This window comes from Ewingella sp. AOP8-B2-18 (assembly GCF_052376015.1).
Classification (GTDB): domain Bacteria; phylum Pseudomonadota; class Gammaproteobacteria; order Enterobacterales; family Enterobacteriaceae; genus Ewingella; species Ewingella allii.
This window is the reverse complement of sequence record NZ_JBQSVB010000005.1, coordinates 311,426-328,964: the sequence shown is the minus strand read 5'-3', so window position 1 is coordinate 328,964 and position 17,539 is coordinate 311,426. Positions and strand designations below refer to the sequence as shown.

Here is a 17,539-nt window from a genome sequence, read left to right as displayed (position 1 = left end):
CTTTTATTTCGCTTTAATCAAACTGGCAACATCAATACTGCCGCTGGCGAGCTGCGCCCAGATATCCTGAAACGTCGCCCAAGCCGCCGCGCTAACTAACTTGCTGTTGTATTTGTCACTGCCGTACAGCGGCAGCCAGGCGTCAGAGACTTTTGGTTTCCACTCCTGCCCGCCGAGGAATTTCTTGTCACGCACGCTGTGCGCCACTTGTTCAACCACCCACGGCAGGTTGGTTTCGAAGCTGGTGGCGACGAAATCGGGCGCGATGCTTTTCTGGTCCGAATAGCAGCCGATAGCTTTCACCTTGGCCGCCGCCGCGCCCTGAATCGCACCTAAGCCAGTGACATCCGCGCTGTGCCAAATGACGTCCGCGCCGTTGCCAATCATGGTGCTGGCAGCTTCGCGGCCCTTGGCGGCGTTGTCGTAATCGCCGGTGACGATGCCCAAACCTTTGATCCCCGGACGGGTTTTCTCTGCTCCGGCAATAAAGGCGCGCATCATGCCCTGCTGGGTTGGGTTATCCCCGCCACCGACATAGCCCACGGCTTTGCCTTTTTCGGAAATCAGCGCCGCCAGCGCCCCTGCGCCATAGGCCGCGTTCAAGTAGGCCAGATCAACGAATTCCACGTTGTTCGGCGCTTTTTCCGACGGCTTAAAGGTGGTGGCGAAGAAGTAGGTGTCTGGATATTCCGGCGCAATTTCATTGAATGCCGAGCCATATTCGAAGCTGTGGCCGATGATCAGGGTGTAGCCGTCATCGGCATAACCCCGGATCACCTGCTCCATCTGCGCCTGCGGCACGCTTTCGCTGCTGGCGACGTTGAATCCCTGCGCTTTCAGGTTCTGCAAACCCTGATAAGCCAGCTGGCTCCAGCCGCCGTCGGCCACGGAACCCGGTAATAACAGAGCAACTTTTATGGTTTCACCCGCAGCAAACGCCTTGCGGGACATCAGTGGTGCAGCCAACGGAATCAACATCATGCTTGCCAGCGCTTTGGCAAAATTACGGCGCGATAAACCAGACATAGCCTTTACTCCCCCCGATAACAGTCCTTCATTTATGCCGCTTAATTCGTTACCTTAAAAGCACAGTTTTTCGCACTCTGCGATGCCTTTAAAGCAACGCTCTTCGACGGAGAAGTTCTTATGTTGCAGCACCGGCTGTTGATGTATCTCGATCAGGTGGCGCGCGCCGGGTCTATTCGCAAAGCGGCGGCCCGTTTGCATATTTCGGCGTCGGCAATTAACCGCCAGATACTGGCGTTAGAAGATGAGCTGGGCACCCCGCTATTCCAGCGTCTGCCGCGCAAAATGGTACTGACCGCCGCCGGAGAGGTGCTGATCCATCACGTTCGCCAGACCTTTAAAGAGCTGGAGTGGGCGCAGGTGAAAATCGAGGAGCTGAAGGGGTTACGCCGTGGCGAGGTGACGGTGGCGATGATGAGCGGGTTGGCGGCCAACCTGATCCCGCGCATGGCCAGCGAGTTTCGCCGCGCCAACCCACGGGTGAAACTGATCCTGCGCCAGCTGACCAGCGGCGATGACATTATGTCAGCGGTGGAATCGGGCGAGGCTGACCTCGGCCTGGGCTTTGATTTCGTGTTGCCGCCGACGCTGCGAGTGCTCTCCAGCGCCGTCGGCCGACTGGGCGCGGTGGTCGCGCCGGGCCATCCGCTGGCGGATAAAACCAGTTTGCGCATCAGCGACTGCATTGCCTATCCGATTGTTATCGCAGACAAAACCACGGTGATACGCCCTTACCTGAATGACGTGTTCGCCAAGGCGCTGGTGACGGCGCACCCGGTGATTGAAACCAATTCGATCGAAGTGATGCGCCACGCCGCCATGGAAGACCAAGGTCTGACCTTCCTCACGCCTTTTGATATTGAGTTCGACCTGCGCGCCGGGCGGCTGATGTACATTCCGGTGCGTGAGCTAGGCCAGCAGACGCAAAAATTGATGCTGATAGGTCACGATCGCGGCACCAGCGCCATTGGCAGCGTGCTGGCGGAAACGGTGAAAAGCATGATGACGCAAACCGCCTGACGGGGCTGCGCCATCAAAAAGAGAAAGGTTATGGCTTGAAGCGCGTCGCCTGCGTCACGGCGCTGAGGGGATAGTCATACACCTCTTGCGCCAGTCGCACCAAGGCCTGCGCGGCGCGTTCTACTTCAATCTCGCCGCGCTGGGCGTCGGCGGCTGCGGCATTGCCGGTGACCCCTGCCGGGTGTAAATCCTGCGCCTGCCAGCCAAAGCTGACACCGCCCTCTGGAGTCAGAATGCCGCCCCGCGCCGCCAGCGCTTCGGCCGCCGAGGTAAAGTTTTCGGCCTTGTCCATCGCCACTAAGTCGGGGTGCAGGTGCAGCATGACGCTGGTTTCTGACTCGCCACCGTGAATGCCGAAGGCACGCTCGCCGGGGCTGTATAAGTCAGAACTGTCGAGGGTGGCGAACCAACTGGCACCCACGGCGAACATTCCTAACTCAATGCGCAACTGGCGGCAGACGATTTCCATCAGCTGCGGCTGGCCGCCGTGGGAATTCCAAAAAATCAGCTTTCGCACCCCGGCGCGCCATGCGCTTTTTGCCACTTCAAACCATACTTTCCCCAGCACCTCGTAAGGCAGGCTTAAGGTGCCGGGGTATTCAAGATGCTCGTCGGATTTGCCAATCGGCAGCGCGGGCAGCACCAGCACCGGCAGGTCAGCGGGCAGCAGCTCGACCGCGCGGGAGACAATTCCGGCATTGATCGCGGCATCCACGCGCACCGGCAGATGCGGCCCGTGCTGCTCCACCGCGCCAATCGGCAGGATCGCCACCAAATTTTGCATATCAAGCTGGCTGAATTCCAGCGTGGAGAGGTCCCACCACCAGCGGGATGACGGCATGTTCATAGGGAATGCACTCCGAAAAAGCGGCAAATTATTAGTTCAGTCTAGAGCAAAACAGTTGAGATTAAAGCATCAAAAAAGTGTCATTGCGTTGCGTTTAGGGCATCACTGGGCAAGAAAGCGCCGCCTTTTGGGCAGCCGCCGTTTGATCAAAGATTGTCGGCGGGAAACTTGTCGCTAAACGCATAAACATGGTAACAATGGGATTAATTATGCGCAGCGTTGACGCAAGGTTTGCATCTGAGAATAGACCGACGCACGTCTGCCAGCATCACCTTTACGGAGAAAAGCGCACATGTCAGCTAAACACCCAGTTATTGCCGTGACCGGCTCCAGCGGTGCAGGAACCACCACCACCAGTTTGGCGTTTCGCAAGATTTTCCAACAGCTTGGGCTGCGTTCCGCCGAGCTGGAAGGGGACAGTTTTCACCGTTTTACCCGCCCGGAGATGGACGCCGCCATTCGTAAGGCGCGCGATCAGGGCCGCCACATCAGCTACTTCGGGCCAGAGGCCAATGACTTCGCCCTGCTCGAGCAAAGCTTTATTGAATATGGCCGCTCGGGCAGCGGGCGCTCGCGCAAGTATTTGCATACTTATGACGAAGCCGTTCCTTACAATCAGGTGCCGGGCACCTTCACGCCGTGGCAGGCGCTGGCCGAACCGACCGACGTGCTGTTCTACGAGGGGCTGCACGGTGGCGTCGTCGCCGACAAAATCGACGTGGCGGCGCAGGTTGATTTGCTGGTTGGCGTAGTGCCGATTGTTAACCTTGAGTGGATCCAGAAACTGGTACGCGACACCGGCGAACGCGGCCATTCGCGCGAAGCCGTGATGGACTCTGTAGTGCGTTCGATGGATGACTACATTAACTACATCACCCCGCAGTTCTCCCGCACCCATATTAACTTCCAGCGCGTGCCAACGGTGGATACCTCCAACCCGTTCGCGGCGAAAGCTATTCCGTCGCTGGATGAGAGTTTCGTGGTGATCCACTTCCGCGGGCTGGACGACATTGATTTCCCTTACCTGCTGGCGATGCTGCAAGGCTCATTCATTTCGCACATCAATACGTTGGTGGTGCCGGGCGGCAAGATGGGGCTGGCGATGGAGTTAATCATGGCGCCGCTGGTGCAGCGCCTGATGGAAGGTAAGAAAATCGAGTAGCCGGGCTTAGTCCTGATTGATCAGCAGATGGCGGATAAAGCCGACGTGCAGTTTAACGCCAATCTGCAGCACCTCTTCATCCAGTTTAAATCGCGGGTGATGTACATTGTACGTCGCCCCGATAGCCTCATTGCCGCTGCCGATAAACAGGAAGCAGCCCGGCACAACCTGCTGATAAGAAGAGAAATCTTCGCCACCAAACAGCGGGTGTTCAAGCTCTCTTAGTGCCTCTTGACCCAGCGTGTTGGTAATCACCTGCCGCGCTACCGCGCAGGCGTCCGGGTGGTTATCGCCATTGACATAGCCGGGCGTCCAGCGAATTTCATGTTTCGCGCCATAGGCCGAGACGATGCCCGCGATGGTCTGCTCCATTAACCCCGGCACCACCTGACGCACGCTGCTGTCGTGGGTACGCAAGGTTCCGGCCAGCCGCGCCCGCTCGGGGATCACGTTGTAGCTTTCGCCGCCCTGAAAAGTAGCAACCGTCAGCACCGGCACGCGCAGCGGATCGAGCCTGCGCGATACTAGCGTTTGCAGCGCCATCACCACTTCCGCGCCAATCACCACCGGATCAATGCACAGCTGCGGCATCGAGCCGTGCCCGCCCTTGCCGTGGATCACAATGTCGAAGTTGTCGCTGGAGGCGCAGAACACGCCCTCTTTCAGGCCGACCTCCCCCGTCGGGTAATTGGGCATGACGTGCAGGCCGAAAATCTGGCTCACGCCGTCCAATACACCCAGATCTATCAGCTCCTGCGCGCCGCCCGGCGGTAGCTCTTCGGCATGCTGGAAGATGAAACGCACCGAGCCGCGCAGCTCGGACTGGCACTGGCTCAACACCCATGCCGCCCCCAGCAGCATGGCCGAGTGGGCGTCATGGCCGCAGGCGTGCATCACGCCAGGCACGGTGGAGCAGAACGGCTCGTCGGTTTCCTCCTGAATCGGCAAAGCGTCGATGTCGGCACGCAGGGCATAAGTCGGGCCGGGATACGCCCCGCGCAGCTCCGCCACCACGCTGTTTGGCGTCAGCCTTCTCAGCTCGAGATGCCCGAAGGTCGCCAGCTCATTGGCGATGTAATCCGCCGTGGCCTGCTCCTGAAACGATAGCTCAGGGTGGGCATGGATATGCCGACGCCAGGCGATAACTTTCGGTTTTACTTCTTCCAGCAGGCTTTCAAAATGGATCGTCATCATCTCTTTCCTTAAATGTTGTCGTTAAGCCGCATCGCTAACCAACGGGCGCGTGGCCTTGGCTAGCGGCAGGATCACCACGCCCGCAACGACCATCGCCACGGAGAGAAAAATAAAGGGTGAAAGGTAACTTTGGGTCACGGTTATCAGATATCCCATGACTATCGGGGCGACGAAGCCGCCCAGCGTGCCGCCGGTATTGATGATGCCCATGGCGGCGCCCATGACGTCCGTCGGCAGGCGTTTCATTGGCAGGGTAAACACGGTGACGAATGACGCCATCAGGAAGATGTAGCCGAGGAATAAAAACAGCCCGGCGGTCATCGCCGACGAGGTGGTGTATACCAGCCAGATGCACAGCGCGCTGAGCATGGAGCAGCTAAACACCACCTTCGGCTCTTTGCCCTGCATATAACGCCCCACCAGCCAGCCGGTGGCCAGCGAGGAGATCCAGATGCCCAGCCCGCCGGTAGCGACCACAAAGCCGGAGGTTTCCAGCGACATGCCGCGATGCTGCACCAGATATTTCGGCAGCCACGCCATCAGGCCGTAAGAGGGAATGTTGATACAGAAGATGGAGATAAACAGCAGCACGACGATGGGATTTTTGAGCAAGGCGCGATAACTGCCCTGCGCCTTATTTCGCGCCGAGCTGACCGCCTGTTCGGCCTTCGGCACAAAAATCACGATGCAGATCGCCACCGCAAACGCCAGCAGGCCCAATACGGAAAATGAGCCGCGCCAGCCCAGTGAGTCCAGACTATAGACCGCGATCAGCGGCCCGGCGGTCATCGCCAGCCCGGCGGAGGAGAGCAGGATGGATTGCGCAAAGGTGCGCTGCTCGAGGGCGAAATTCGCCACCACGGCTTTGGCACATGACGTTGGGTAACCCGAATGACCCACGCCCGCCAGAAAGCGGAAGCAAATCAGCAGCCCGAGGCCAAACCCGAGCAGGCCAAAGCACAGCGCGAAGCCGCCGAGCATAAACAGGGAGAGGATCAGTACCTTTTTAAAGCCGATACGGTCGTTGAGCCAGCCCGCAGGAATTTGGAACAGAGAATAAGCCAGAAAGAAGATGCCGGTGATATACCCCAGTTGTTCGGGCTGAAGATTGAATTCCTTTTCGATTGGCAATAGCGCAAAACCAATAACGGTTTTGTCGATATAAACCAACACATAACCTATAAACAGCAAGAAAATCATTAAAGAACGATTTTTCATAGCTGATATCCTTTTTGTTATAGCCATGAGGCACTTATCACGATACGTGAAAGCTCATAAATGCGACGCGCGTCACTTTTTAAATAAATAACAGTAAGTTAGATGCTTCTTCCAGAACCTATCAGCTTTATTCTTTTGCCATAAGATGCAATTTTCAGCAGTGTGATGCTTTTTCGGCATAGGGGGCCAGGGATGAAATATCTTCCGAAATTACAGCAGTTGAGAACCTTCCAGCAGGTGATCCGCAGCGGCAGTATTCGCGGCGCGGCGCGGGCGATGAATCAATCCCAACCGGCGTTAAGCCGCTCACTGCGCGAGCTGGAGCAGGTGCTGGACACCCAGCTTATCGTGCGCGGCAATCAGGGGATGATGCTGACGGAAACGGGTCGCGCCTTTGCCCAGCGCATGCAGTTTATTCTGGAGGAGCTGGAGCGGGCCGCCGCCGAGATTCAGCAGATGAATCACTTTTCGCAAGGTTCGGTAGCCATGGGCTGCTCGTCGCTGCTGGCCCTAACGGTTTTTCCGCCTCTGGCCGACAGCTTTACCGAGCAGTTCCCACAGACCAAGCTGCTGGTGAAAGAGGGGCAGCTTTCCATGTTGCTTCCCGCCCTGCGCGAGGGGCGTCTCGACTTTGCCGTCGGCAGCGCCGGGCCGGGATTGCCGCTGGAGGATTTGATTCGTGAGCCGCTGTTTCGCGCCCCCTTTGGCGTGCTGGCGCGGCGCGGGCACCCTCTGACACAGGCGAAAACCTTAGATGAGCTACAGGGCGCGCGCTGGGTCTTTCCTGAAACGGATATGGGCTATTACCGACAGCTACAGTTGACCATGGCGGCGTTTTATCAGGCTGGCCCGGCACCGTTGCGCACGGATTCCGTGGTTTGCGGGCTGAATATGGTGTTGCAGTCGGATTATCTGACCATCGTGGCGCGCGCGATGTACGCCCCTTTCCACCTGGAGGACAAACTCTGCTTGCTGGACATTGATACTCTGCCGGAGGCGGAATACTGCGTATTCTATTCGCAAAAATCGCCGCTAACCTTTGCGGCGCGGCGATTCTTAGAGTTATTGCGGCTGAAGTGTCAGCAGTACCCTTGGTAACGCTTATTCCGCTTCGACGATTTCAAAGCTGTGGGTGATGGTGGCGGCTTTGCCCAGCATCAATGAAACAGAACAGTATTTCTCGGCAGACAGCGCCACGGCGCGCTCGACCACTTTGTCAGTCAAATCTTTGCCGCTGACAATAAAATGCAGGTTGATGCGCGTGAACAGGCGCGGTGCTTCTTCGCGGCGTTCTGAGGTCAGTTTCACTTCGCAATTGTGCACCTCGTTGCGACCTTTTTGCAGAATCGACACCACGTCGATGGCGCTGCAACCTCCCGCAGACATCAGCAACATTTCCATCGGGCTTGGGGCCTTGTCGCCCGCATTGCCGTCCATCAGAACCTGATGTCCAGAGGCGGATTCACCCAAAAATGTCAGCCCTTCAACCCATTTTACCCGTGCCTGCATGTGCCATACTCCTGATGCGTTTATGAAGCAGAAATTTCCTTCAGACTACTCTTTTAGAAAAAAACCGGCAACGTAACCCGATCGCCATCATGCTGAAGCGAGACAACAGAAGACACCCGCGCAAACCTGTGCTACAAACAAAGCCGTTACACACTGTTTCAGTAAATTGCGGTGATGGGTTTGTGGTTTTCACTCTGAAGCCACGGTGTTAACAGAAATATTCAGATTCTTGTTTCACTCCGACTCCCGCTTGCAGCATTGCTGGACAGTTCATATGCTAAAAGGGCGCGTATTTAAAGACGCCGTACAGGGAACTCTGAGCCCTGTGATTTTGGGCAGCGATAACAACAGAGGATAATAGCAAATGGTTCTCGGCAAGCCACAAACAGACCCTACTCTCGAATGGTTCCTGTCTCACTGTCATATACATAAGTATCCTTCTAAAAGTACGCTGATTCACCAAGGTGAAAAGGCCGAAACGCTTTACTACATCGTGAAAGGGTCGGTTGCCGTCCTGATTAAAGATGAAGAAGGCAAAGAGATGATACTGTCCTACCTGAATCAAGGTGACTTCATCGGCGAGCTGGGACTCTTCGAAGAAGGTCAGGAACGTAGTGCTTGGGTTCGTGCAAAAACTGCCTGCGAAGTGGCTGAAATTTCCTATAAAAAATTCCGCCAGTTGATTCAGGTTAATCCGGACATTCTGATGCGCTTATCCGCTCAGATGGCGACACGCCTGCAAGTAACCTCTGAGAAAGTCGGTAACCTGGCCTTCCTCGACGTTACCGGCCGTATCGCGCAGACCTTGCTGAATCTGGCAAAACAACCGGATGCGATGACTCACCCAGACGGGATGCAGATCAAAATCACTCGTCAGGAAATTGGCCAGATCGTGGGTTGCTCCCGCGAAACCGTTGGTCGAATTCTAAAAATGCTGGAAGATCAGAGCCTGATCTCCGCTCACGGTAAAACGATTGTCGTTTACGGCACACGTTAATTCCCTGAGAAACGGCGCGGCAGGCAACTGTCGCGCCGTTTTTATTGGAGCCTAGGGAGACTGATTGATAGTGCGTGTTAAGCAGCAACGCATGAGATTGTGGCGTCGGTTTTTCTATCATCCCGAGGTCAACTACGCGCTACGCCAGACGCTGGTACTGGCAATTCCGGTCGCTATCGGCTGGATGTTCGGCCAGTTGCAAATGGGCCTGCTGTTCTCGCTGGTGCCCGCCTGCTGCAACATTTCTGGTCTGGATACTCCCCACAAACGCTTTTTCAAACGCCTGATTGTCGGCGGCTCTCTGTTTGCATTCGGCAGCGTCATGCTGCAACTGATGCTGGTCGACTGGCATATTCCCCTGCCCCTTATCATGTTATCGCTGGCGCTGATTATTGGCGTGACCGGCGAGATTGGCCCCCTGCACGCGCGTTTACTGCCGGGTGCGCTGGTGGCCACCATTTTCACCCTGAGCATGGCCGGGCTGGTGCCCATCTGGCACGCGCCGCTGCTGTATATCGTCGGCACCGCGTGGTACGGACTGTTTAACTGGGTCTGGTTTCGCCTCTCTAAAGAGCAACCAATGCGCGAAACCCTCAGCCAGCTTTATATCCAGCTGGCCGACTATTTCGAAGCCAAATACAGCCTGCTCACCCAACACACCGATCCGGAAACCGCGCTGCCGCCGCTGCTGAAACGCCAGCAGCAGGTGATCGACCTGATCGCCCTGCTCTACCAGCAATTGCACATGCTGCCGCAGCAGGGGCATCACCAGCACAAGAGGCTATTTCAGCGTTTTCAGGTGGCGCTCGACTTACAGGAGCACATCGCCGTCAGCCTGCATTTGCCAGAAGAAGTGCAGAAGCTGGTGGAAGAGAGCCACGCCGAGGCGGTGATTCGCCGCAATGCGCAGGTGATCGCCACCCGTCTGCGAGTGATCGCCGATGACATTCTCTATCACCGCCGCTCAGACCGTTTCAACATGACCAATGAACTCGCGGCGCTGGAGAAAATTGCCTCGCGCTATCGCGATAACCCGGTCGGCCAGTTCTGCTATTACCACTTTAGCCGGATTGCTCGCTTGCTGCGCACTCAGCGCCCACTCTACCGCCGCGACCTAATGCAGACGCAAAACCGCCTGCCGTTCTGGCCTGCGCTGAAAAGCTATCTCTCTTTTAAATCCGCCGCGCTGCGCAATGCCGCCCGGCTGGGCGTGATGCTGGCTATTGGCAGCAGTCTCGGGCTGTTTTTCAATTTGCCGAAGCCCTATTGGATTTTGATGACGGTGATGTTGGTCAGCCAAAACGGCTACAACGCCACGCGGGTGCGGATCCAGCACCGTGCGCTCGGCACGCTGGTTGGTTTGCTCGTCGCATCAGGGCTATTGCAGTTGGAGCTTCCCGAAAGCGTTACCCTACTGAGCATGCTGGTGATCACCGTGGTGTCTTACACCGTGCTGCGCAAGAACTACGGGCTGGCGACCATTGGTATTACGGTCACGGCAGTGTATACCCTGCAACTGCTGGCGATGAACGGCGCGCACTTCCTCGTGCCAAGGCTCATCGACACCCTGATTGGCTGCGCGCTGGCCTTCGGCGGCACCCTGTGGCTATGGCCACAGTGGCAGAGCGGGATGTTGCGGCAAAATGCCTATCAGGCGCTGGAGAGCGACCAAACCGCCATCCGCCTACTACTTGAAGAAGATCCCGAGCCGGAGAAACTGGCCTACGCACGCATGAAGGTCAATCAGGCGCACAACGCGCTGTTTACCTCATTAAATCAGGCCATGCAGGAGCCGGGCTTTAACTCGCGCTATCTGGCCGATATGCGTCTGTGGGTGACCCACAGCCAGTTTATCGTCGAGCATATCAACGCCATGACCATTCTGGCCCGCGAACACTATATGCTGACCCCGCAGTTGGCGATGGATTATCTACAGCGTTGCGAAATCGCGCTGCAAAGCTGTCAACAGCGCCTGACCTACGATGGCCCAAGCAGTGAAAACAGCCTATTCGCCGCGCCCGAGTTGCACCCTGACATGCCGATAACCGAGATGGAACGCCACCTGCGCCGCGTGCTGTCGCACCTCAGCGTGATGCACACGATTTCTTCACTCGCGTGGAAGCAGCGCCCTCATCATGGGGTTTGGTTGACGAGGCGCGTCAAAGCACGCCTTTAAAGTCGAAACCACTGAAACGGCCACGGTTGGGTTTAGCTCCTTCTCCTCTCAGAGGAGAAGGTTGGGATGAGGAGTGGTTTGAATCGTGCTCTATGCAGCAAACCTCACCCCTGCCCTCTCCTTAAAAAGGAAAGGGAGCAAGGCAAAACACACTGAAACGGCACGGTCTAAATGCCTCAAAACCGCAGTCAAAAATGGCGCTGAGCGAATGGTTCGAGACCTATGGCTCGAAGCCTGAAGCGAAGGCACCGCCTAAGCGGCGACATTCTTTATTGATAGGGAGGGCGGTGGATAACGGAAGTACCTGAAACACGTCCGCCTAGCGAGCGGAGCGCGCAGTAAAGAGCCGGGGATTCTTAAGGGGCGTGGCGATAGGCGCCCCTTGAGGCCAGTTTGCGTGGCAACGCAAGGTCTTGACCTTAAGCCAGCACCTTCCTAATGGCCTGCTTAAAGCGCTCCATCCCCTCGCTAATATCCGCAAACTCAATCACCAGCGATGGTGCGAAGCGGATCACGTTCGGGCCTGCGATTAGCATCATGAGTCCGAACTCGGCGGCGGCTTTGTGGAAATCACCGGCGCGGTTTTTATAGGTGTCGGCAAGCTCGGCGCCAATCAGCAGCCCCTGCCCGCGCAGAGATTTGAACAGGCCGAACTCTTCATTAATCGCTTCCAGCGCCTGAATGAATTTCTCGCGGCGCTCCGCCACGCCCGACAACACCTCTGGCGTGTTGATAATGTCTAGCGCGGCACCGGCCACGGCGCAGGCCAGTGGGTTGCCGCCGTAGGTGGTGCCGTGCTTGCCCGGCTCCATGACTGACGCCACTTCTTCCGTTGCCAGCATCGCGCTGACTGGGAAACCGCCGCCCAGCGCTTTTGCGGTGGTGATAATGTCCGGCTTCACGCCGTAATGCATATAGCTGAACAGCTTGCCGGAACGGCCCATGCCGGTTTGAACTTCGTCGAGCACCAACAAGGCTTGATGCTTATCGCACAGTTCGCGCAGACCTTGCATGAACTCTTGCGTGGCAGGCGTAACACCGCCTTCGCCCTGTACCGGCTCGACTACGATGGCGCAGGTGTGGTCATCAATCACGGCTTTAACGGCGTCGAGATCGTTGAAAGGCACATGGACTATGTCGGCAGGTTTTGGACCAAAGCCGTCGGAGTATTTCGGCTGCCCGCCCACGGTAACGGTAAAGAAAGTGCGGCCGTGGAAGGCGTTGTGGAAGGCAATGATTTTGCTTTTATAAGGGCTGTGGCGATGCGCGGCGTAGTAGCGTGCCAGCTTAAAGGCGGCCTCGTTGGCCTCGGCGCCAGAGTTAGCAAAAAATACGCGATCGGCAAAGGTCGCGTCGATCAGCTTCTGCGCCAGTCGTAATGCCGGTTCATTGGTGAAGACGTTACTCACATGCCACAGGGTTTCACCCTGCTCATGCAACGCTTTCACTAACGCCGGATGGCAATGCCCCAGCGCGGTGACCGCAATACCGCCCGCAAAATCAACATACTCGGTGCCCTGCTGATCCCAAACGCGGCTGCCTTTCCCTTTCACCGGAATGAACTGCGCTGGTGCATAAACCGGCAAAATAGTCCGATCGTGATCTTGACGCGTTACCGCTGATTTTTCCGCCATTATTTACATCCCCTTCAAGACGTTGCCCGATATCACTTGTTGCGTATCAGCATGATGCAAAGAGATTCACAGCCGCACAGGATGTGAAAATATAATCATAAAATATGCATAATAAATCACCCACAAGCAAACGGAAATCTGCTCTGGCGGATAAGAAATTGTCTCGGGGAAGTTAAGCTATTAAATCTTAAGAAAATTATCCAACAGCTGGTGGCCCTGCTCGCTGAGGATGCTTTCGGGATGGAACTGCACCCCGTGAAGAGGAAGCTGCTTATGGGCGATGCCCATGATCTCATCGGGATGACCATCGCGCTCGGTCCACGCCGTCAGGGTAAAACAGTCCGGCAGGCTTTCAGGGGTAACAATCAGTGAGTGATAGCGGGTGACGGTCAGCGGGTTGTTTAAACCACGAAAAACGCTTTCGCCGCTGTGGCGAATTGGCGAAGTTTTGCCGTGCACCGCCTTTCGGGCACGCACCACGCGGCCGCCAAAGGCCTGCGCCATGGCCTGATGCCCGAGGCAGACGCCAAGGATCGGCAGCTTATCGGCGAAATGGGTGATGGCGGCGAGGGAGATGCCCGCGTCGTCCGGGGTACAAGGGCCGGGCGAGATAACCAAGTGGGAAGGAGCCAACTGCTCAATGTCGGCGAGGCTGAGTTGATCGTTACGCTTAACTAAAACGTCGGCACCCAGCTCGCAAAAATATTGATACAGGTTGTAGGTAAAGGAGTCGTAGTTGTCGATAAGCAGCAGCATGTCAGAGGTATCCTACTGATAAGTAAAAACATTCAGCTTCATCTACACTCAGATATCGACAGCATTCTACGCAATTCATTTTCGACCTGGCTTTTACCTAAACAAGTGCGGGCATTCTTGCACAAGCAGAAGGTATTGTGAAACCAGCCAGGCCGCTTCGCGTCAGATTATTCGACTAGGGCGCGGGAATGGCTCCCCCCAAGGTGATCACTCGATTGGCGGAAGCAATCGTCGATGGCCGGTGCGCCACAATAATGCGGGTGATTTGCAACTGGGAAATCGATTTGTTGATGATCTCCTCGTTGTCCAAATCAAGATGGCTGGTCGCTTCATCCATAAAGATGATATTCGGCTTGCGATACAGTGCGCGGGCAATTAACAGCCTCTGCTTCTGCCCGCCCGACAGCCCGTTGCCCAGCTCGCCAATCAACGTCTCATAGCCCATCGACATCTGCATAATTTCATTATGAATATTGCAATATACCGCGCAAGCCAGCATCAGTTCACTGTCCGGTTCCACATCAAAACTGACGATATTGTCGGCAATGGAGCCGGAAAACAGCTTATCTTCCTGTAACACGCAGGAAATGCTTTCCCGGTAGTTGTTCACGCCAATCTTATTAATGTCGAGTCCGTCGGCCAGCACCGTCCCCTGACTTGGAGGCAATAAGCCGGTCATCACCTTCAGTAAGGTGGTTTTACCTACCCCGGACGGGCCGACAATCGCCACGCTATCACCGGGTTCAATGTTGAAACTCAACTCACTGAATACCGGGCGAGATAAATCGTCATACTGAAAACCGAGTCCTTTAACTTCAAAAGAGATGGGCTTGTTTGGCGGGAAGACCTGACGCGCCGGCGCCTCTTGCTCAGCCTCAGTAAAGACAATGTCGGAGATCCTGTCGTTATGTAGCGATAACATGCGCAGCTGTAGGAACAGGTCAATAAGGTTGGAAGCGCGACCGGAGAACTGCCCACGGTAGGCATTGAACGCCATAAACATCCCCAACGTCATGGCATTATCCACCACCATCGCGGCACCGAGCCAGAGAATAGCTACCTGATCAATGGCGGTAATAAAGGTATTAATACCGCCAAACAGCATGGTGAATCGGTTGAGGCGGATGCCGGTATTGGTGGCATCAATATTCAGATTCAGCCAAAAACGCGAACGTTTGTGGTTCAGCCCCAGCGCCTTAATGGTGGCCACCCCGTAGAGGGTTTCCATAAAGTGGGAACCCGCCTTGGCGTCTTTGACAATTTTCTCCTCCGACAGCCGACGGTAAAAATCATACGTCGCCAGACGCATGATGGCGTATAGGGCGGTAAAGCCGACGACGACCCAACATAGCCAGCCGCCGTAGGCCACCATCATCCCAATCAGGCCAATAGTCATGATGCCATCAATCACCCCACCGATAATGCTGTTGGTGAAAGTGCTGCGGATGGTATCCAGCGAGCTAAAGCGTGATTGAATATCGCCAAGATGGCGCTTCTCAAAGAAAGAGAGTGGCAGGCGAATCAGGTGATCGAAGAAGGAGTTTTTCCATTGCACATCAATCAGCGAGCCGATAACCAGCGACACCCAGCCGCGCAGCATGCTGACAAAGGAGCTAAAAATAATGGCCGTGAGCAAGCCGATACAGATAACCGAAAGCAGGCCGAGGTCCTTGGCCTGAATCACATGGTCCATCACCAGCTGGGTGCCCACTGGCGTCAGTAGGTTGATGGCTTCAATCACAATTGAGAGGAAGAATATCTTGGTTAACGCGCCCTTCAAACCGACGACGCTTCTTGCTAAATCCAGCAGCTTGACGCGGGTTTTCAGCGTCTCTTTTTGAAACTTACTGTCGGGCCATAATTCCAGGGCTACGCCGGTAAAATGCTTAGACATATCCTGATGGGAGATAACCCGCTTACCAAAAGCCGGGTCGTGAACCACATAGCCAGAGCGTTTCACTGCCACCAATACCACGAAGTGATTCATATCCCAGTGCAATACGCATGGCAGTTTAAGCTGTTTAATTTCATCCATATCAAGCGCCAGCGAGCGGCTTTTTAAATTCACCGCCGTCGCTGACTGGACAATCGCATTTAAGGTCGCACCCTGGCTGGAAACTGAAAATTTCTGGCGGAAATTAAACATGTCGATATTCAGGCCATAATAGCCGCAAACCATCGCCAGACAGGCCAAACCGCATTCCGACATTTCTGTTTGCAGAATATGCGGAACCTTTCTTTTCATCCCAAAGTTCAGCTTTTGGATGATGTAGTTAAATGTATTATTTTTCATCGACTGGGCCAGTTACGCTGTCTTTAATATTATAGAAAGGGGTGAACATCCACTGATATAAAGGCCGTTTTTCGAGGAAGACAATCGCTCTGGCTTTTAAACCATGGGATAAATACATCATCTTGCCTTTATCGCTAAAATCGGTTCTATTGATGGAAACCAAAACTTTATAATAATTATCCGTCAGCTCCCCTTTGGGGTCCGTCAATGCAGTACTGTATTGACCCAACTCCTGTTTGGATGCGGGCAATTTAGAAATAAGATCAATGGTGCCGGGGAACTGCCCAAATTTTTCTGATGGAAATGCGTCATAGCGGATATTAATTCCGTCACCAGTTTTAATATAAGGCAGACTGCTGCTTGGCAACCAAAGGAGAAGATAATATTTAATATCTTTAACCGGCATTATTTGCGCCAGACTGTTACCTGAACTGACCATTTGCCCGGTCGTCACGCTTAGCGATTCCACGATGCCCGCTGATTTTGCACTGACAATCACGCTTTCGCCGGCATCAGATTCAATCATCTTTCGGCGCAGATCGTTTAATTGAAATTCGTTTTGCGAAATTTGGTTATCAATGTCAGCTATCTGCGTTAACAGGTCGCTCTCTATTTTAGCCACTTGCAGCTCTTCCTGAATTGCCTGACTGTTTAAATTTTGATAAGTGCTTTGCTGCTGGTAAAACTGACTGCGGTGGTTATTAAGTTGATCTTTATTGATTAAACCGCGAGTCAAATATTCTTCATAACTTTTCAGACCTTGACGCATGTTTTCTACGCCCCGGCGCGAGCTTTCGACTAATCTGCGGGTTTCTTTATTAGATTCGGTATATTTTTTCAGCTGGCTTTTTAAGTTCTCGGCGGTAACATGTCGGTTTTGCTTCAAATGCGCAGTAATTGCTTCAAGATTAACGACCTGTTTTTCAAGAGCAATTTTAGTTTCAGCGCTAACATTGCCTGATGAGGTGGTATGAGAGAGATCAATGGCGTAGATAGGGTCGCCTTTTTTGATTTCATCTCCCACTTTGACATAAGTCTTGGTGATGTATCCCTGTTGTGGCGCATAAATGTTGACGGAATGGGGCAGCGTGATCACTTCACCACTGACATCAATTCTTCGTGAATACTCACAAAAATAGAGAAATCCGCAAATAAAAATGATAAATGCTAATGAAATAAGACTGATTAACCATGGAGAGGCCCCTGCGAGCAACAAGGCTTTACCTTCCCATTGCTGCTTCTTATTTTCTAAGGCTTCTTGTCGAAAGATTCCTTTCCTGTTCATTACATCCCTTAATGTCAGCGCAAAAATGCATCCATGTATTCTTCTGTAATAGCCATACTGCCGCGATGATAGTCATCCCAGCACTAAGTCAATAATTTTTACTACTAATCTTCATATAATATCCTTATTAAATTTTGATTTTGTTAGGTCAAAATCCTTGACCCACACAGTAGACTGCGTGAGTAATAATAGACATTATTCATCCCGAGTAAATTGGCTGTTCTGACATAAGTATTTTCTTAGATCTTAACAACACAACATATCCAGAACAGGCCACTTTAGTGACATTTCGTTAACATTTAATCGTTTCTAATCATTAACTCTCTGCATCTACAGCCTAAATCAGCGCCTTCGCACGGCAAGTGAATGGGGGTATGAAAAAGTTAACTCTGCCATCACTTTCATTTAAGAAACTTCGGATA

General features: G+C 54.2%; 14 protein-coding genes. 5 read left to right on the top strand and 9 right to left on the bottom strand.

Annotated features, from left to right (window positions below; translation table 11 throughout):
* Window positions 1-3: 3 nt before the first annotated feature.
* A complete protein-coding gene (locus ACT3RR_RS13090) occupies window positions 4-1,026 on the bottom strand; it encodes a BMP family protein (RefSeq protein ID WP_496200470.1) in 1,023 nt (340 codons plus the stop codon).
* 120 nt (window positions 1,027-1,146) lie between these two features.
* Here ACT3RR_RS13090 and ACT3RR_RS13085 point away from each other — a divergent pair, with 120 nt between their 5' ends.
* Entirely contained in the window at window positions 1,147-2,046 is a 900-nt protein-coding gene (locus tag ACT3RR_RS13085; RefSeq protein WP_100936390.1) for a LysR family transcriptional regulator, read from the top strand.
* A gap of 28 nt (window positions 2,047-2,074) precedes the next feature.
* Here ACT3RR_RS13085 and ACT3RR_RS13080 read toward each other — a convergent pair whose 3' ends face one another.
* Window positions 2,075-2,893, bottom strand: a complete 819-nt coding sequence (locus ACT3RR_RS13080; RefSeq protein WP_496200469.1) for a creatininase family protein — start codon at window positions 2,891-2,893, stop codon at window positions 2,075-2,077.
* Window positions 2,894-3,185: 292 nt separating this feature from the next.
* Here ACT3RR_RS13080 and ACT3RR_RS13075 point away from each other — a divergent pair, with 292 nt between their 5' ends.
* Window positions 3,186-4,055, top strand: a complete 870-nt coding sequence (locus ACT3RR_RS13075; protein ID WP_034793756.1) for a phosphoribulokinase — start codon at window positions 3,186-3,188, stop codon at window positions 4,053-4,055.
* Window positions 4,056-4,061: 6 nt separating this feature from the next.
* On the opposite strand, the gene ACT3RR_RS13070 is transcribed toward ACT3RR_RS13075, so the two are convergent.
* Both ACT3RR_RS13070 and ACT3RR_RS13065 read right to left on the bottom strand, forming a co-directional pair.
* Window positions 4,062-5,249 (bottom strand): amidohydrolase, encoded by a 1,188-nt coding sequence (locus ACT3RR_RS13070; protein WP_496200468.1) that lies wholly within the window; start codon window positions 5,247-5,249, stop codon window positions 4,062-4,064.
* A gap of 21 nt (window positions 5,250-5,270) precedes the next feature.
* Entirely contained in the window at window positions 5,271-6,467 is a 1,197-nt protein-coding gene (locus ACT3RR_RS13065) for an MFS transporter (protein WP_496200467.1), read from the bottom strand.
* A 192-nt stretch (window positions 6,468-6,659) separates the two neighbouring features.
* Between ACT3RR_RS13065 and ACT3RR_RS13060 the strand changes: the two genes are divergently transcribed.
* A complete protein-coding gene (locus tag ACT3RR_RS13060) occupies window positions 6,660-7,565 on the top strand; it encodes a LysR substrate-binding domain-containing protein (RefSeq protein WP_496200466.1) in 906 nt (301 codons plus the stop codon).
* 3 nt (window positions 7,566-7,568) lie between these two features.
* Here the strand turns inward: ACT3RR_RS13060 and ACT3RR_RS13055 are convergent, their stop codons facing one another.
* The gene (locus tag ACT3RR_RS13055; RefSeq protein ID WP_185689089.1) at window positions 7,569-7,976 is read right to left on the bottom strand and encodes an OsmC family protein; all 408 of its coding nucleotides are present in this window, start codon (window positions 7,974-7,976) and stop codon (window positions 7,569-7,571) included.
* Between the two features lie 364 nt (window positions 7,977-8,340).
* Between ACT3RR_RS13055 and crp the strand changes: the two genes are divergently transcribed.
* Window positions 8,341-8,973 carry a cAMP-activated global transcriptional regulator CRP gene (crp, locus tag ACT3RR_RS13050; protein WP_034793770.1) on the top strand — a complete coding sequence of 211 codons (633 nt, stop codon included), beginning with the start codon at window positions 8,341-8,343 and terminating at the stop codon, window positions 8,971-8,973.
* Between the two features lie 97 nt (window positions 8,974-9,070).
* Window positions 9,071-11,149 (top strand): YccS/YhfK family putative transporter, encoded by a 2,079-nt coding sequence (locus ACT3RR_RS13045; protein WP_496200488.1) that lies wholly within the window; start codon window positions 9,071-9,073, stop codon window positions 11,147-11,149.
* 419 nt (window positions 11,150-11,568) lie between these two features.
* Here ACT3RR_RS13045 and argD read toward each other — a convergent pair whose 3' ends face one another.
* From argD to ACT3RR_RS13025, 4 genes are all read right to left on the bottom strand, one after another.
* Window positions 11,569-12,786 (bottom strand): bifunctional acetylornithine/succinyldiaminopimelate transaminase, encoded by a 1,218-nt coding sequence (argD, locus tag ACT3RR_RS13040; protein WP_437342043.1) that lies wholly within the window; start codon window positions 12,784-12,786, stop codon window positions 11,569-11,571.
* A 177-nt stretch (window positions 12,787-12,963) separates the two neighbouring features.
* Window positions 12,964-13,539, bottom strand: a complete 576-nt coding sequence (locus ACT3RR_RS13035; RefSeq protein ID WP_496200465.1) for an aminodeoxychorismate synthase component II — start codon at window positions 13,537-13,539, stop codon at window positions 12,964-12,966.
* Between the two features lie 175 nt (window positions 13,540-13,714).
* On the bottom strand, window positions 13,715-15,832 hold the full coding sequence (locus tag ACT3RR_RS13030; protein ID WP_496200464.1) for a peptidase domain-containing ABC transporter: 2,118 nt from the start codon (window positions 15,830-15,832) through the stop codon (window positions 13,715-13,717).
* Window positions 15,822-17,117 carry an HlyD family secretion protein gene (locus ACT3RR_RS13025; protein WP_496200463.1) on the bottom strand — a complete coding sequence of 432 codons (1,296 nt, stop codon included), beginning with the start codon at window positions 17,115-17,117 and terminating at the stop codon, window positions 15,822-15,824. The genes ACT3RR_RS13030 and ACT3RR_RS13025 overlap by 11 nt, the downstream gene beginning before the upstream one ends.
* Window positions 17,118-17,539 lie beyond the last annotated feature (422 nt).

Coding starts and splice junctions, on each gene's coding strand:
- ACT3RR_RS13090 (WP_496200470.1), bottom strand. CDS start 1,026: ATGTCTGGTTTATCGCGCCGTAATTTTGCCAAAGCGCTGGCAAGCATG.
- ACT3RR_RS13085 (WP_100936390.1), top strand. CDS start 1,147: ATGTTGCAGCACCGGCTGTTGATGTATCTCGATCAGGTGGCGCGCGCC.
- ACT3RR_RS13080 (WP_496200469.1), bottom strand. CDS start 2,893: ATGAACATGCCGTCATCCCGCTGGTGGTGGGACCTCTCCACGCTGGAA.
- ACT3RR_RS13075 (WP_034793756.1), top strand. CDS start 3,186: ATGTCAGCTAAACACCCAGTTATTGCCGTGACCGGCTCCAGCGGTGCA.
- ACT3RR_RS13070 (WP_496200468.1), bottom strand. CDS start 5,249: ATGATGACGATCCATTTTGAAAGCCTGCTGGAAGAAGTAAAACCGAAA.
- ACT3RR_RS13065 (WP_496200467.1), bottom strand. CDS start 6,467: ATGAAAAATCGTTCTTTAATGATTTTCTTGCTGTTTATAGGTTATGTG.
- ACT3RR_RS13060 (WP_496200466.1), top strand. CDS start 6,660: ATGAAATATCTTCCGAAATTACAGCAGTTGAGAACCTTCCAGCAGGTG.
- ACT3RR_RS13055 (WP_185689089.1), bottom strand. CDS start 7,976: ATGCAGGCACGGGTAAAATGGGTTGAAGGGCTGACATTTTTGGGTGAA.
- crp (WP_034793770.1), top strand. CDS start 8,341: ATGGTTCTCGGCAAGCCACAAACAGACCCTACTCTCGAATGGTTCCTG.
- ACT3RR_RS13035 (WP_496200465.1), bottom strand. CDS start 13,539: ATGCTGCTGCTTATCGACAACTACGACTCCTTTACCTACAACCTGTAT.
- ACT3RR_RS13030 (WP_496200464.1), bottom strand. CDS start 15,832: ATGAAAAATAATACATTTAACTACATCATCCAAAAGCTGAACTTTGGG.
- ACT3RR_RS13025 (WP_496200463.1), bottom strand. CDS start 17,117: ATGAACAGGAAAGGAATCTTTCGACAAGAAGCCTTAGAAAATAAGAAG.